Annotated in this window: 11 protein-coding genes, 1 pseudogene and 2 CRISPR repeat arrays (1 of these 14 only partly in view); of the genes and pseudogenes, 11 read left to right on the forward strand and 1 reads right to left on the reverse strand. The window is 41.8% G+C overall.

The window, feature by feature from the left end; genetic code table 11:
* Positions 1-3: 3 nt before the first annotated feature.
* The gene (tnpB, locus tag GJB62_RS30500; protein WP_114082196.1) at positions 4-1230 is read left to right on the forward strand and encodes an IS200/IS605 family element RNA-guided endonuclease TnpB; all 1227 of its coding nucleotides are present in this window, start codon (positions 4-6) and stop codon (positions 1228-1230) included.
* A 7-nt stretch (positions 1231-1237) separates the two neighbouring features.
* On the opposite strand, the pseudogene GJB62_RS30505 reads toward tnpB, so the two are convergent.
* Positions 1238-1423, reverse strand: a pseudogene (locus GJB62_RS30505) (Uma2 family endonuclease); the annotation flags it as partial.
* A gap of 125 nt (positions 1424-1548) precedes the next feature.
* Here GJB62_RS30505 and GJB62_RS30510 point away from each other — a divergent pair.
* The 10 genes from GJB62_RS30510 to cas6 (GJB62_RS30555) all read left to right on the forward strand — a co-directional run bounded on the left by GJB62_RS30510 (position 1549) and on the right by cas6 (GJB62_RS30555) (position 14508).
* Positions 1549-2175, forward strand: coding sequence for a DEAD/DEAH box helicase family protein (locus GJB62_RS30510; RefSeq protein WP_114082165.1), 627 nt, complete (start codon positions 1549-1551; stop codon positions 2173-2175).
* Entirely contained in the window at positions 2156-4201 is a 2046-nt protein-coding gene (gene cas3, locus GJB62_RS30515; protein WP_114082166.1) for a CRISPR-associated helicase Cas3', read from the forward strand. Before GJB62_RS30510 ends, cas3 begins: the two co-directional genes overlap by 20 nt.
* Before the next feature lie 349 nt (positions 4202-4550).
* On the forward strand, positions 4551-6386 hold the full coding sequence (locus GJB62_RS30520) for a hypothetical protein (protein WP_114082167.1): 1836 nt from the start codon (positions 4551-4553) through the stop codon (positions 6384-6386).
* On the forward strand, positions 6379-7341 hold the full coding sequence (locus GJB62_RS30525) for a DevR family CRISPR-associated autoregulator (protein ID WP_114082168.1): 963 nt from the start codon (positions 6379-6381) through the stop codon (positions 7339-7341). The genes GJB62_RS30520 and GJB62_RS30525 overlap by 8 nt, the downstream gene beginning before the upstream one ends.
* Complete coding sequence (locus tag GJB62_RS30530; protein ID WP_114082169.1) at positions 7322-8092, forward strand: hypothetical protein; 771 nt, start codon at positions 7322-7324, stop codon at positions 8090-8092. The genes GJB62_RS30525 and GJB62_RS30530 overlap by 20 nt, the downstream gene beginning before the upstream one ends.
* Entirely contained in the window at positions 8070-9095 is a 1026-nt protein-coding gene (gene cas6 / locus GJB62_RS30535) for a CRISPR system precrRNA processing endoribonuclease RAMP protein Cas6 (protein ID WP_114082170.1), read from the forward strand. Before GJB62_RS30530 ends, cas6 (GJB62_RS30535) begins: the two co-directional genes overlap by 23 nt.
* A gap of 27 nt (positions 9096-9122) precedes the next feature.
* On the forward strand, positions 9123-9722 hold the full coding sequence (cas4, locus tag GJB62_RS30540) for a CRISPR-associated protein Cas4 (RefSeq protein ID WP_114082171.1): 600 nt from the start codon (positions 9123-9125) through the stop codon (positions 9720-9722).
* A 79-nt stretch (positions 9723-9801) separates the two neighbouring features.
* A complete protein-coding gene (cas1d, locus tag GJB62_RS30545; protein WP_114082172.1) occupies positions 9802-10779 on the forward strand; it encodes a type I-D CRISPR-associated endonuclease Cas1d in 978 nt (325 codons plus the stop codon).
* 29 nt (positions 10780-10808) lie between these two features.
* Positions 10809-11102, forward strand: coding sequence for a CRISPR-associated endonuclease Cas2 (gene cas2 / locus GJB62_RS30550; RefSeq protein WP_114082173.1), 294 nt, complete (start codon positions 10809-10811; stop codon positions 11100-11102).
* A 219-nt stretch (positions 11103-11321) separates the two neighbouring features.
* A CRISPR array of direct repeats spans positions 11322-13207; the repeat unit is 37 nt; unit sequence GTTTCCAAAGACTATTACCCCGCAAGGGGACTGAAAC.
* 149 nt (positions 13208-13356) lie between these two features.
* Entirely contained in the window at positions 13357-14508 is a 1152-nt protein-coding gene (cas6, locus tag GJB62_RS30555) for a CRISPR-associated endoribonuclease Cas6 (protein ID WP_114082174.1), read from the forward strand.
* 339 nt (positions 14509-14847) lie between these two features.
* A CRISPR array of direct repeats spans positions 14848-15742; the repeat unit is 37 nt; unit sequence GTTTCCACCAACCAAATCCCCTCACGGGGACTGAAAC; it runs 755 nt beyond the window's last position.

Consider the following 15742-nt stretch of genomic DNA (forward strand, 5'->3'; position numbering starts at 1 on the left):
GCCATCCAAAAAGCATTTAAAGTCACTCTCATACCTACACACAACCAAGAAGTCTTAATCAACAAGACTATTGGTTGTGCAAGGTATGTGTACAACCGCTTTTTGGCATTAAGAAAAGAGCTATATAATACTGAGCAAAAAACCTTAAGCTACAACGCTTGTAGTCAGCAACTAACTGTACTAAAGAAAGAAAATGAATGGCTCAAAGAAGTAGATAAGTTTGCCTTACAGAACTCACTCAAGAATTTAGAGACAGCATACAAAAACTTTTTTGCTGACTTAAAGAAGGTTAAAAGCAAGAAAGTGGTAGGGGTTCCTAAATTTAAAAAGAAGCATGGGTGTAAGCAATCTTACAAAACTAACCTGACTAACGGCAACATTCAAATTATAGAGAATCGTTTAAAACTTCCCAAGTTAGGATGGATTAAGTTTCACCAGTCTCAGGACATTAACGGGAAGCTTGTAAACGTTACCATAACTCGTACTTCATCAGGTAAATATATTGCTAGTATTCTGTGTGAAACAGAGATAGAGAAACACTTTCAAGTTACTCAAAATATTGGCTTAGACTTGGGAATTAAATCCTATCTTGTTACAAGCAATGGTGAAGTTGTAGATAATCCCAAATATTACCGGACTCAAAAAAGGAAGTTACGTAAAGCACACAAAAAACTATCTCGCACTGTAAAAGGTAGTAGTAATAGAGCCAAAGCGAAAATCAAGCTGGCTCGTACCTATGAACGAATTACGAACTTGAGAGATGACTTTCTGCACAAGTTGTCAACTCGTCTAATCAAAGAAAACAGCATTATCTGTATTGAGGATTTGCGAGTTGCCAATATGGTAAAGAATCACAAACTAGCATTGAGCCTGGCTGATGCTAGTTGGACTAAGTTCGTTACTATGCTTGAATATAAAGCTTTGTGGCATGACAGAATTGTGCAAAAAGTCGGGACATTTTATCCTTCGTCTCAAACTTGTAATCATTGTGGTTTTATTAACCCATTAGTTAAAGATTTAAAGTTACGTGAATGGTCTTGTCCTAGCTGCAATAGTTACAATTTAAGGGATAAAAACGCAGCACTTAATATATTAAGTGAGGGTTTGAGATTACTAACCGCCGTCGGTACGCCGGAGGTTATAAAAAACGCCTGTGGAGAACTTGTAAGTCCTGAAGTAATTCAGGCACAGATCGTTGAAGCAGGAATCAAGCCACTTTTAGTGGTGTGAGGTTCAAGATGTCACCAATTATTTCTTTGTAATATTCGTGTTCTGGTAACGGTGTCATAATCTCTAATGTGCCATCATCATAAGCTACCCTAGCTGAACGGCTTTCACCTAAGTCTACTAATAAATTCTCAAACTTTTGCCAACTGATATTATAAAGAACCACTCGGTCAGCGCGATGTTCAGTTAGCAGCATAATTCCTCGCAGAATCAGTAAGCAGTTAATGATAATCAGTATTCAGTAAGAACTTAGTATAAGTTTCCAAATTTATAACTGATTACTAACTAATATCAAAATCATCCTAATTCATTTTATCAATTATGATTAGTGAATATTTCCAAACTCTAACCACCTTCCCCCCACGCAACTTTCAACGAGAAGCGATCGCTAAACTCTTACAGCGTCAAGACATCCTCCTCCGGGCACCAACAGGGTCAGGAAAAACAGAAACAGCGATCGCACCCTTCCTCTTCGCCAAAGCCCTGAATATAGACTTTCCCAATAAACTCATCTACGTTGTACCTCTGCGAACCCTAGCCAACAGCCTCCGCCAACGGGCTGAAATATTAATTGCGAACTGGGAGAAGGTTTATCCATCATCCCATTTTCTAGCTGTCACCCTACAAACAGGAGAGAACCCAGAAGACCCGCGCTTTGAAGGTGATATAGTTTTCTGCACAATTGACCAAATGTTGAGCAGCTTCCTGAATATCCCTTACTCAGTCGGTCGTGGTTCTGCCAATGTGAACTCAGGAGCAATTTTTGCTTCATATCTAGTATTTGATGAATTACATCTGCTTGACCCAGACCGCTCTTTCGCTACTGTTTTGAAAGTTTTGCAACAAGTTAAAGGCATTTCCCCATTTTTGCTGATGACCGCCACTTTAACTAATGAACTTGCAACCCAAATACAGACGTTGGTAAACAATGGAAATTATTCAAGTTGAAGATGCAGATTTACAAGCGATAGAAGGCGATCGCTGTCGTACCTTTCAAGCTGTGTCCCATCCTCTTAACGCTTCGGTAATCCTAGACGATATTCGAGCTTATCAGCGTAAACGAGTGATAATCATCTGTAACACAGTTTCTCAAGCTCAGGGATTATTCCGCGATTTAGAGGAACTGAACTACGAGGGAATATTACACGTTACATTGTTACATTCTAGATTCCTCCCAGAACACCGCGCCCAAAAAGAAACTGACCTCAAAAGCATATTTGCCCAAAGCTGGCAAGATGATGGTAATTGCTACGTTTTGATTTCTACCCAAGTAATAGAAGCAGGAATCAACATCACCTGCCAAGTCATGCACACTCAACTTTGTCCAATGAACTCGCTTTTACAACGGGCTGGACGTTGCGCTCGGTTTGGTGGTGAGCAAGGAGAAGTCTATATTTATCCTACAGTTGAAGTTAACGCAGCTTCTTGTAAAATAGCGATCGCAGATTTAGAACTAGAAGAAGAATCAGCACCTAAAAAGCAAAGCTTTCTGCCATATCCTCAAGAAACCTGTGAACTCACATGGTCTGTGTTGCAGGAACATACCCAATCTGTACAAGCGAATGAGAATGTTGGATTTCGTACTGAAGAACAATGGATAAATCAAGTTCACACTAGAGAAGACTTACTACAGCAACAGCGACGACTTAACAACCGGATGAATTTTGAACAACGCTTTGAAGATGCGTTTTTTAGAGGGGATCAATCTGCCGGGAGAGAATTGATTCGGTCAATCGATAGCCGCAGTGTATTTATCTGGGAAGAAGATGGCTTAATTGATATTGAAGAGGAAGTAGTTGATCCCCAAAAACTGCTAAGTTTTTCGCTGCCTGTTTCCATGCTATGCAAAGTGTGGCGGGAGTTTCAAAATATGGAATTTGGAGCAGACTGGATTTTTAAGCAGATTGAAAATCCAAAAGGGAAAGCAGAAACGTATAGTCAACCTGTTTGCACTCCAATTAAATCTCGTGAGGCACTGATTGGCAGTATACGGATTTTAGTCAATCCTCGCTATGTTCATTATGACGAACATATTGGCTTGTTAATTGGTATTGATGTTTTCGGGAACCACTTTGTTTCTCCTGATAAATCAAAACGTGTAATCGCCAGTGAGTATCGCTATAACATGGACAATTATGTAGGGCATCTAGTGTTGATGTGGAAATGCTGGCGGGAAGTATTTACAGTAAACCGATTAAAAAATGGAGTGTCCCAAGAAACTACTTTTACTAGTGTTCGTGATGAACTGTTAGCGGCTGGTGGACGATTTATCAGAGGTAAAATTTTTCCGCAGACGCAGGAGAAAGAAGCAGAAGCTTTATTTGAAATGTTGGTATTTCTAGCTATTTTCACCCATGACCTGGGGAAACTGCAAGTGAAATGGCAAGAAGTGATGCAGGGATGGCAAGCGATCGCTCATTCTTCATTCTCTGGCAGAAACCCTGGAAAACATCTATTAGCGCACACTGACTACAGCCCAGAAGACAGACATCAACGAGATGCGCTCAAAGACTATGAAAAGAAACACAAGCGTCCAAACCATGCTGTTGAAAGTGCTTACTTAGCCCAAGATATTCTTAAGCAATCGTTAGTACCCCTACTGCAAGATAATTTCTTGGCAGACATAGAGCAAATTAAATACATCTGTCATACAGTAATCATGGCTGCGGGTCGTCACCATTCTGCTTGGGCAGGGGGATGGGATCAAGCAGCAACAGCTAAGATTAAAAGTATAGAGTTACACCCAGGGGCAAAGCAAGCGATCGCTGATAGTTGGCGGAGTATTCATAGGTTTCTGCCACAGCCATTATCCTTAGCAAAAGCAAACTTGGGTAAAGATGTGTACCCGATTAAAAAAGACTTTGATTTAAATAGGTTTACCCCCGACCAAACTGAATATTTGCAACTTTACTTGCTAATAGTCAGAGCTTTGCGCCTTTGCGATCAGCGTTCAGTACAGCTTCACAATATCTAGCTATCACCGGAATCGACCAGCGAAGTCTTGATTTATCGCCTGTGCCCGCAGGTGTGCCATCACAAGTACAGCAAAGGAAATATCCTAGCGTGGCAAAACTAGCTAGAGCAAAAATTTAAACGTAGTAAATTCGTTATTATTGAAAATTTTGGTTTACCTATTTACGCCTATTTCAATCATTAAAAATCTACTCTAGCAAGTTTTACCACTCTAGGAAATATCAGTTTGCTCTAACTCTAACCAATAGGCTTCGTATTTGGAAAGGTCTGACAGATTGTATTGGAATAGCCCTCTTCCAAGGGGGTATAGAATCTTTGGAAGTACACAACGCTCATGGGTAAAACGCCAGATGACAGAGCGCTTATTTATTACCAAAAAATTTGGCACTTATGCTGACACCTTTCTAATGCTAGGTCTGGTGCAGCTTGTGGAATATGCCCTGAAAGCGACTAACCAAAAAATCGATATTCAGCTTGTGGATGAAGGGACACGCTACTGCATCCAGTTGAAGAAGGCTGTCAATTTAGAACCAATAGGTAAATTAAGTTACACCAACCCCTTTCCACCAGTCAAAGGTAAAAAGACAGATATCAGCAAAATATCTCAGGAAACAATTATCTTTGACACAGTAGAACAAAGCGATGCGCGAAAACTCTACCGAGATTATGTATTTCAGCAACGGGGCAAAGTTCAATTTCATGAAGATGCACCAGATCCACCCCATCCTAGTACTCAAAATGGTGTAGTCCTAACTTCGATGCGCCACGATCGCAATCATAACGAACTGTGGCAATTGGGTTGGCAGAATAAGGATGACTACGGCATTTTGCTTGTTACCCTCTTCCAAGCTTTTAGCCAGGAGAATTACTCTAGCTTGAATGGAGAAACTAAGCAGGTTGCGGAGTTATTCAAACAAGCGACTGGTCGCCAGTTGCCTAGTGAGGCCAGTGCCGTGAAAGTTTATCTGCCCACATCAGTTCAGGGAGTTAACCGTATCAAGGCAGATAGCAACAAAGTAGATTCTCAAAAGGCAGATTGGTTAACTTTATGGCTGATTGCAGGAGGATTATTTAGCTTTGGGGTTGCGGAACGGGTCAAGATTGCCGAACGAGTTTATGACTGGCGAGTTGTAGCGTTGGAACCATTAGATATTCAGTTGAGCAAATATCGGGAGGTGTTAGATAAATTACGCAAATATAACCCACCTTCTGGAGGATATGGGATTGCCCGCTTTGATGCAGAGTTGGTGTTGCGGTTTTGTCAACAATTGCTCAATAGTCACCCATCTCAAGCTGATGCAGAACTAGATGACTTTGACCTATGGCAACCGATTAACCATTTTGTCAGCAACTTTGTAGGTACTCACTTTGGCTCCAAAGGGCAAGTTTATGGTGTCAAGGAAGTTTTTACTTTGGGGCTTCCTGGGTGGATTCGACCAGAAAATTCTGAGGAATTGACAGATTATCTGAAGGTTCTAAATGAGCATCTGTTTGTGATCGGTAGCCTATCGGCGGAAGAGGGACACAGCGAACTGTTGGCTGCATATCGAGATTTTATTACTGGGACAAATCTTCGTAGGTTTTTTCGTTTTCAGGCCAGCTACGCCGATTACATAGTTAAACGCTTGGCAGATCCCAAAGCAAAACCTCCCCGTTTATTTTCAATTGCTGGACTGAACACTATGACTAAAAAAGACACAGATTTCACCAAAATTACTACAGACCCCAGCTTTCTCCGCATCGCCAAAGCAATTAATCAAGCAACAGTATATGCAGGGAAGGTGAAAACCCAACAGGGTGTTATAGAACTAGATTGGCAACGCACCTATGGATTGGCACAGCGTTTGAGCAGTCAATCTGGCTCCAAGAAGGATTTTTTGAGCGAAATTACTGATTTTCTGGCGAAATACCAAGCAGAAAATTTACGCTTATCGGAACAACTTCTCAAGGAAGGCAAATCCCTAAGACGAGTTTGGACAACCAAAGAAGACTTAGATCGATTAGTTGAATTGGTTGAAAACTATGACACAGTACTGGTTGCCAATTTGTTAATTGCCTACGGGTATGCCCGTTGGACAAAGGCGAAGGAAGTGGATTTGGAAGATGAGAATGCGGATATTAATGACGAGCAAGATTTAAACAACTTGGAACCAACTGAAAATTTAGGAGAATCCAACAATGACTAATACACATTTTCCCGTTCATTCAATTTCAGTTAGTGGTACATTGTCCTGGCAACTTCATGCTCTGAATAATGAAGGCAACGAGGGCAATCAATCGCTAACGCGACGCTACTACATTATTCAGAAAGACATGACTGAACCTGAATATGTTAATGGAGTTTCCGGGGATATGCTCAAACATATCCAAGCAGAACATCTGCACCGGATTGCGATTCAGGAAGGGCTAACACTTTCAGAAGGGGGCAAGCAATTTCATCCTGACCGTATTGGTTATGACTTAGAAAAAGGACTTCCGGTTTTTACGCAGTCAAACACAGATTTAACTGCCAAAACGAACCAAGTACTCCAGCTTTGCACAATCAGCGACTTAGAGGGATTTATGGTGACAGTTAAGGGTGGACAAACTCTAAAACGGGAATCTGTAATTGAGTTTGGAGCAGCTGTAGGTTTACCAACCTTAGTCAAAACCCAGAGCTACTTCCATGCGAAATATGGGACAGATAACCCAACTCCTTACAATGTACAGGTAAATTCCGGTTTATATGCAACTGTCCTCAATATTGAAGCTTTTCGTATTGGCTACAATCCCCACAATTTTAGCTACAGCATTGATCCTATTGAGCGCAAAAAGCGGCTAGATGTCTTACTAAAAAGTGTGCTGTATACATACCTGCAACCCAATGGTGCAAAGCGCAATACCCATTTACCCCATCCTGACCATTTTGAAGGTGTAATTACTGTTAGCACTCGCCGTTGTCCCGCACCAATGCTCAGTCCCTTATCCGCAAGTTACAGCCGCCAAATTCATAGCTTGGCTGACACCCTAAATAATCTCAACGGTGCAGGTACAATTCACTGCTTTGATTTTGAGACAATTGCCCAGTTCGCCGAACAAATTCAAACCCTAATTGAGCGATCGCAACCTTGGGAGAGTAACAATGCCGAAGCCATCGAATAAATCAAAATCTTCACTGTCCAAACAGGAGCAGCAGGTGAAAGTAAACTCCAACCAATGGTTAACCCTTACTTATCAGCCCGTTAGTCTATTCTCCCTCAAACGCTCCGATGCAACGAGCATGGCGGCTCGGTCGAATCTAGTGCCAACTCCCTATGCGATCAAGATGGCATTGCTGAAAGTCTTGCTCGAAAGTCAAGGAAGGCAGCATCAAAGTAATTTTGATCAATGGATTAAAAGCGAATTTACCTGGATTCGAGACTTACAAATTTATATTTGGCCACCAGAGCAATTGGTTGTGAATCGCAACGGCTACAAACTCCGCTACTACGATCAAACTGCTGATAAGGCAGATAAGAGCCGGACAACACTACCTATGCAGGGTGGGTTTGTTTTTCGGGAATGGGTGCATTTACAAGGACATCTACAAATTTGTTGTGGTGGTTGCGATCGCTTGGCAGAACTAGAGCGGCTGTTTGCTCAAATTAACTACTTTGGCAAACGGGGCTGTTTTTTTCAATATCTTCCAGAATACAAACAAGAAACTTCTGAACCATTATTTCAACCAAATCTGATTACTGGCTTTACAGCACAGCTAATGGATGATTTAGGTGAAAAGGCTACGTTTAACCGAATCAATCCTTTTTCCACTGAGAAGGCACAACTGGACAAAGACCGAGTAATTAAGCCTGGATTTCTACCTTTACGACTTGTTGCTACAAGCGCCCGTTATGATATGTACCAAAGATACTGAAGTCACATTCGCTGGACTTAGCATAGTTCTTAAACAAGTAGAAACTTCAATCAGCCCCACTCCACTGAACTCTTGGCTATCAGAAACCCAGCTTTTACCAGTTTGGATTCCTTTACGGATTAACGGAGGTGTTACCAAAATTATGCCTGTATTGCCAAGCTCAGTTCTGTATTCAAATCTGATGCAATCTATTTGTCAGCAGATTGCTCAGAATACCTTGGTGGAGTGGTGGCAAAAACCTTATGAACTAACAGGGGTTGAAGTAGATTCTGATGCTTTGCATGTGATTCAAGTTTCTGTTACATCTGCCGCATCCCTGCCAGCACTGGGACGAGCCATCCATGCTCAATGTTTTCAGTGGTTTGCTAATGCCGATACTGCCTTAGCTGAACACTTGCATCAACAAAATACCTTACCGTTAACTGCGGCAATGCAGTATGTTTCTCCACAAAAAATGCAGTTGAGAATTACCTTGTTGAAAAAAGAACTGCTAGCACCTTTACTTTGGGGATTAAGTACCAACCTGGGAGAGTCAATCATGCTGGCAGGCATACCTTGCCAATTGGGGAAGTGGATAGATATCGTGCAAGTTAGTAGTTTTGAAAAACTACTACAGGTAACAACCCAAAGTGTGATAGAGTTGCGCTTTCTTTCACCTACTAGCTTCAAGCAAAATCGAGGAGTACAGTCTTTCCCCCTACCAGAATTGGTTTTCAACAGTTTATTGCGCCGTTGGAACATATTTGCTCCACCAGAACAGCAATTTCCCGAGGTGGAGTGGAATGGTTTAGTTTCTGCTTATGATCTCAAAACCCATGCCTTAAAAATGGAAGGTGGAGCAGAAATTGGTGCCCAAGGATGGGTAAAGTATCGATTTTTAGATTCCCAGCAAGCAAGAATAGCCACAATCTTAGCTCATTTTGCAACATTCGCGGGAGTTGGGCGCAAAACAGCGATGGGAATGGGGCAAGTGAGATTGGTTGAATCCCGCTTACGAGGCTGAACTAAAAATACGTATTCAAACGAAAAGATGAATGAAGATTACTTACCTTTGGCATACCTAAATGCCTGGGAATATTGTCCACGCAGATTTTACCTTGAATATGTCTTGGGCGAAATGTCAGATAACGAGCATATTATCTTGGGTCGCCACATACACCGCAATATCAATGAAGAAGGAACACTTCAAGAAGGAGAGATGCTGATTCATCAGCAGCAGTGGGTCTGGAGCGATCGCTTGAAGGTCGCAGGTATCATTGATGCAGTTGAAGAATGCGATGGTCAGCTTGTCCCTGTGGAATATAAAAAAGGGAAGATGGCACAACATCTTAATGACCATTTTCAACTTTGTGCAGCAGCTTTGTGTCTAGAAGAACGTACCGGACGCTGCCTTGCTTATGGTGAGATTTTTTATCATACTAACCGCAGAAGACAGACAGTAGCATTTACACCTCAATTACGACAAATGACTGAGCAAGCAATTGTTCTTGCTCAACTTGCATCTCAAACAACTATGCCTGTACCAATTGATAACACTAAAAAGTGTCTTTCATGCAGTTTAAAAGAGATTTGTCTACCTTTTGAAGTTAAACAGTTACGGGTGTCAATGACTTCTGAAACCGAGGATTAATTTCATCGGGAGTAACTGACCCCTAAATTCAGAATAGCTGAATTCTTCTTCAACCATAACTCACTATCACAAATCTAAAATGTCAGTACTTTACGTAACTCAGGCTGATGCCGTTTTGAGCAAGAATTACGAAGCTTTTAATGTTGCTCTTAAACAATCAGATGGTTCTTGGAAAAAACAGACTGTTGCAGCCCAAACTGTTGAACAAGTTGTCTTGATGGGCAATCCTCAAGTCACAGGTGATGCTCTAGTTTATGCTTTGGAATTAGGTATGCCTGTTCACTATCTTTCTAGCTTTGGTAAATATCTGGGTTCTGCACTTCCTGGTTATTCGCGCAATGGTCAATTGCGATTAGCACAATATAAACTATATAGTGATCCCGTCGGACGTTTAGAATTAGTTAAAGCAATTGTGACAGCCAAAATTCATAATCAATATCAGGTTTTGTATCGTCATAATGAGCGAGATAATCCTCTTAAAGAGCGTAAAAGTCTTGTTAAAAGCCAAAAAACCATAGATCAGGTTAGAGGGATTGAAGGTTTAGCTGCACGAGAGTATTTTGCTTGCTGGCCACGGATGGTTGGAAAACAATGGACATTTACTGGTCGAAATCGTCGTCCGCCTACTGACCCAGTAAACTCGTTGCTCAGTTTTGCCTATGGTTTGTTGCGAGTTCAAGTAACGGCTGCGGTTCATGTTGCTGGGTTAGATCCTTATATTGGTTATTTACACGAAGTCCATCATGGTCAGCCTGCAATGGTGCTGGATCTCATGGAAGAGTTTCGTTCATTGATCGCTGACAATGTAGTGTTAGCTGTATTGCATAAACATGAAATTCAACCTGATGATTTTAACGAAAGTTTAGGTGCATATCGCCTGAAGGATAGTGCCAGGAAAACTTTTTTGCAGGCATTCGAGCGCAAAATGAATGATGAATTTAAACATCCTGTTTTTGAGTACAGATGCACTTATAGACGAGCGATTGAACTACAAGCTCGGCTATTGGGTCGCCATTTACAAGAAGGGATTCCATATAAAGCTTTCGCTTTACGTTAATTATCATTCATTTATTGAAAAATTTGACAATGACTACTCTGTTCTATTTGATTATTTACGACCTGCCTGATAACAAAGCTGCAAATAAACGTCGCACTCGCTTACATAAAATGTTGTCTGGTTACGGGAAATGGACACAATATAGCGTTTTTGAGTGTTTTTTAACAGCGATACAATTTGCAACACTCCAGACCAAGATAGAAAAACTGGTTAAGCCTGAAGAGGATTCGGTACGATTGTATATACTTGATGCGGGTGCAATCAAACGAACAATTACATACGGATCTGAAATCCCTCGACAAGAGCAAACAATAGTTTTATGATTATGTAATCAGCTTGATGGATGGCAAGCCGAAGCGAGGGCTAAAACCCTGGGCATCTGCCAAAATCGCCAGAACCTTGACAAGTAAATAATTACAGCGTTTCAAAAATTCGGGAAGTTGCAAATTACTCGCAATAAGAGCGGCTGAAAATGACCTTTTTTTTCGATCCGTCAAAAACCTTCCCAGGAAGCTTGCTCCGTAACAGTTTCAGATGGAGCGGTTTCCAAAGACTATTACCCCGCAAGGGGACTGAAACATATTCTGAAATTCGACGGCCATCCGTCGAAGCTATAAGTTTCCAAAGACTATTACCCCGCAAGGGGACTGAAACTAATAGCATTGTTATGAATATAGAGAAAAAGAAAGTGGTTTCCAAAGACTATTACCCCGCAAGGGGACTGAAACATTAAAGAGTTGGCTAGCGATCGCAGAATATGAACGGTTTCCAAAGACTATTACCCCGCAAGGGGACTGAAACCAATAGTTGGATCTGAAAGCATCTCAACTATTTGGTTTCCAAAGACTATTACCCCGCAAGGGGACTGAAACTTGCCAGTTTCATGGTCTTCTATAAGCACTATGGCGTTTCCAAAGACTATTACCCCGCAAGGGGACTGAAACATTAAACGTGAAACCTGGATTACTTGGGAGAAATTAGGTTTCCAAAGACTATTACCCCGCAAGGGGACTGAAACTAAAGCTGCTCAAGTCCTTGGGTTCTGCCAAATAGCTCTAGGGTTTCCAAAGACTATTACCCCGCAAGGGGACTGAAACAATAATTGGGCAACTGCGATCGCAATTACAAAACCACACAGTTTCCAAAGACTATTACCCCGCAAGGGGACTGAAACTAATCAGCACACAAAGCACAGTTTAGCTTTATTCCTGCGTTTCCAAAGACTATTACCCCGCAAGGGGACTGAAACAAGAGATTGCCTTTTTCCTCAACCCTGATTAATTCAAGTTTCCAAAGACTATTACCCCGCAAGGGGACTGAAACATATACTTTTATTTTTGATGCACTCATAAAAGAAGGTTTCCAAAGACTATTACCCCGCAAGGGGACTGAAACCTACATTTTTTAAAGTTAGACTCCAATAGTTAGTATGTTTCCAAAGACTATTACCCCGCAAGGGGACTGAAACATTTTTTTCACACCGACTGAAGCAGCAATTTTAAAGTTTCCAAAGACTATTACCCCGCAAGGGGACTGAAACCTCCCTAAAGCAATCTTACCTTTGTTAGCTGTCTTTTGCCAGGTTTCCAAAGACTATTACCCCGCAAGGGGACTGAAACTTGTATGAGTAACAACACCTATCAAATTAATCTTGTGTTTCCAAAGACTATTACCCCGCAAGGGGACTGAAACATACTCACGCAGGCTTGATAACTGGTATCAAGGCAATGGTTTCCAAAGACTATTACCCCGCAAGGGGACTGAAACCTCACGATGAGAAAGTGGAGAAGCAAGCCCGTGCTATGTTTCCAAAGACTATTACCCCGCAAGGGGACTGAAACTTACATTCATGCTTGTAAACTTGTAAAAGAATTAAGTTTCCAAAGACTATTACCCCGCAAGGGGACTGAAACGTTCAGAAATTTTATCCTTAATGTTTTTGTTTGGGTTTCCAAAGACTATTACCCCGCAAGGGGACTGAAACAAGAAGAAACTCATTCCATTAACAAAGTTAGTCCGGCGTTTCCAAAGACTATTACCCCGCAAGGGGACTGAAACTATGAGATGGAAACATCTTGTCCTTTAGCTAATTCCTGTTTCCAAAGACTATTACCCCGCAAGGGGACTGAAACCAGAACGATAAGTATAAGGCTGGTGGTCATATAGTACCGTTTCCAAAGACTATTACCCCGCAAGGGGACTGAAACAGAGTTTTTATCAGCATCAAGCAGCATCCCAAATGGTTTCCAAAGACTATTACCCCGCAAGGGGACTGAAACATTCCTTTATGAGTGATTAGCGATCGCTGAGAACTTCAGAGGTTTCCAAAGACTATTACCCCGCAAGGGGACTGAAACAATTAAAGTTCTCAGCTTTAGCTTGGGCAATAAGGTTTCCAAAGACTATTACCCCAGAAGGGGACTGAAACTTCAAACATTAATTGCGATCGCAGTTGTTCAAATTAGTTTTCGACAATTAACTCATCGCCAGGGGAATTAATTGTTGTTTGCCTTTTATTAAGTCAAAGAGGATTGAAATTGCGTACAATATTGAGCATTATTTGTGAAGCCCTAAGCAATGCCAAGAGCAGCATCATCTACTAGTGGTAAACCAAAGCCAAAGCAAAAATCTGTTGCTTCTGTTGTCACATGGGCAGATGAGACAGAATTAGTGGGATTAGTGTTTGAACTGGAGTCAACTGCTTCTGCTTTGCTTTATTCGCAGTACACAATAGGACTGCACGCGTGGTTTTTGGAGCAAGTACGGCAATTTGATCCAGACCTTTCAGCTTATCTTCATGATGGAGAGTCAGAAAAACCCTTCAATATTTCAGCGCTGTCAGGTCAACTAATTGCCAGTGGCAAACAACTACGATTAGAAGGGAATCAAATATACTACTGGTACGTGAACGTTTTATCTCAACGGGTAGCAAAGTTTCTCAAACACTGGTTAACTCAACTACCAGAACGCTTAGATTTAAAAGGTGCATCTCTACAGATAAAACAGGTGAGCATAGCCTATGCACCAACTACCTACAAACAACTACTGGAATCATCTACAGATAGACCATCCTCCATCAGTCTCAGTTTTATTTCACCTACAAGCTTTCGTCGAAAAGGAAATCATTTCCCTTTACCAGTGCCAGAAAACCTTTTTCATAGTTACTTGCGGCGGTGGAATGATTTTTCATCGATGCCAGCAGAACAAGAATCATTTCTCAAATGGATAGATGAAGGGGTGATTATTCATCAACACCGCTTGAAATCAGAGAAAGTGGCAGCAGGGAAGCGTGGGTCAGTCACAGGTTTCACAGGTGCAATCTCATTAGGTTTAACGAAAGCAGCTTCAGCAAACTTTGAATTTAGTGAGTTGTTTTATGCTTTAGTACGGTTGGCTCCTTACTGTGGCACAGGGCATAAAACCACTTTTGGGCTAGGACAAACTCGTTTGGATTGGGTAGAGCAGGAAACGAGTAAATCAATTCAGTTGATAACAAATCTGCTGGGAGAGCGAATTGAGGAACTGATCAAATTATTTACTGCACAACGCAAACGTACAGGAGGGGAGCGAACTGATAAAATTGCAGTTACCTGGGCAACGATTTTGGCGCGGCGGGAGATGGGGGAATCATTGAAGGCAATCGCCGAAGATTTAGAGATGCCGATCTCGACCGTGAAAACTTACGTGAAATTAGCCAGGAAATCGCTCAAACAAGAAAGTAATAGCTGAAAAAAAAGTTAAAGGTTAAGAGTTATTTGCATTCACTCATTACCAGGAAATCGCTCAAACAAGAAAGTAATAGCTGAAAACCTTCGCTTATGGACAAGGGTAAGTAATTATCTTATGATTAGGTAATCAGCTTGATGTTTTGGCAAGTCGAAGCGAGGTCAAAAACCCTGGGGATCTGCCAAAATCGCCAGAACCTTGACAAATAAATAGTTTCACAGTTTCAGTGCTAAGGAAAGTTGATAATTAGTTGCAATAAGAGCGGCTGAAATCGACCTATTTTTGAGGTTTGCCAAAATGCTTCCCAGGAAGCCTGCTCTGTAAGGGTTTCAGCAACGAGCAGTTTCCACCAACCAAATCCCCTCACGGGGACTGAAACGTTCAAATGCTGTCTCTTATCAAAATCAAGTTCGAGGAGTTTCCACCAACCAAATCCCCTCACGGGGACTGAAACTAATAGCATTGTTATGAATATAGAGAAAAAGAAAGGTTTCCACCAACCAAATCCCCTCACGGGGACTGAAACATATCTGAATTTTTCGAGACTGGGAATATTCATAACTGTTTCCACCAACCAAATCCCCTCACGGGGACTGAAACAATTAACTGGTTGCGCCTGCTCAACAACAATCGAGTTTCCACCAACCAAATCCCCTCACGGGGACTGAAACACCACCGGAGGCAGAAGGAAATCTGGTGATCGTATCGTTTCCACCAACCAAATCCCCTCACGGGGACTGAAACTAACTGCTCTGCCACTTCCCGATAGTCATCTGCGATGTTTCCACCAACCAAATCCCCTCACGGGGACTGAAACCCCAAGAGAATATTGACGCTTTAGTTCATCTAGAAAGGTTTCCACCAACCAAATCCCCTCACGGGGACTGAAACATCACACGCTTGGTGATAACGCAATACTAGGACTACAGTTTCCACCAACCAAATCCCCTCACGGGGACTGAAACTCATCTTGAAAGCCACTTACCAAAGAATTGGATTAAGGTTTCCACCAACCAAATCCCCTCACGGGGACTGAAACCTGTACTTCTCTAAAAAGATGGAAATTCCAGGTGGGTTTCCACCAACCAAATCCCCTCACGGGGACTGAAACGCTAGAGGCGATCGCTATCTATACTCGCCTCCAACGTTTCCACCAACCAAATCCCCTCACGGGGACTGAAACGGGTTATTAAGCTTTACACTACCCTTTCTAAAGCCATGTTTCCACCAACCAAAT

The sequence above is a fragment of the Nostoc sp. ATCC 53789 genome (genome assembly GCF_009873495.1).
Lineage (GTDB): Bacteria > Cyanobacteriota > Cyanobacteriia > Cyanobacteriales > Nostocaceae > Nostoc > Nostoc muscorum_A.

Excerpts from the sequence above, each read along its gene's own strand:
- GJB62_RS30510 (WP_114082165.1), top strand. The coding sequence starts at position 1,549 with ATGATTAGTGAATATTTCCAAACTCTAACCACCTTCCCCCCACGCAAC.
- cas3 (WP_114082166.1), top strand. The coding sequence starts at position 2,156 with ATGGAAATTATTCAAGTTGAAGATGCAGATTTACAAGCGATAGAAGGC.
- GJB62_RS30520 (WP_114082167.1), top strand. The coding sequence starts at position 4,551 with ATGACAGAGCGCTTATTTATTACCAAAAAATTTGGCACTTATGCTGAC.
- GJB62_RS30525 (WP_114082168.1), top strand. The coding sequence starts at position 6,379 with ATGACTAATACACATTTTCCCGTTCATTCAATTTCAGTTAGTGGTACA.
- GJB62_RS30530 (WP_114082169.1), top strand. The coding sequence starts at position 7,322 with ATGCCGAAGCCATCGAATAAATCAAAATCTTCACTGTCCAAACAGGAG.
- cas6 (WP_114082170.1), top strand. The coding sequence starts at position 8,070 with ATGATATGTACCAAAGATACTGAAGTCACATTCGCTGGACTTAGCATA.
- cas4 (WP_114082171.1), top strand. The coding sequence starts at position 9,123 with ATGAATGAAGATTACTTACCTTTGGCATACCTAAATGCCTGGGAATAT.
- cas1d (WP_114082172.1), top strand. The coding sequence starts at position 9,802 with ATGTCAGTACTTTACGTAACTCAGGCTGATGCCGTTTTGAGCAAGAAT.
- cas2 (WP_114082173.1), top strand. The coding sequence starts at position 10,809 with ATGACTACTCTGTTCTATTTGATTATTTACGACCTGCCTGATAACAAA.
- cas6 (WP_114082174.1), top strand. The coding sequence starts at position 13,357 with ATGCCAAGAGCAGCATCATCTACTAGTGGTAAACCAAAGCCAAAGCAA.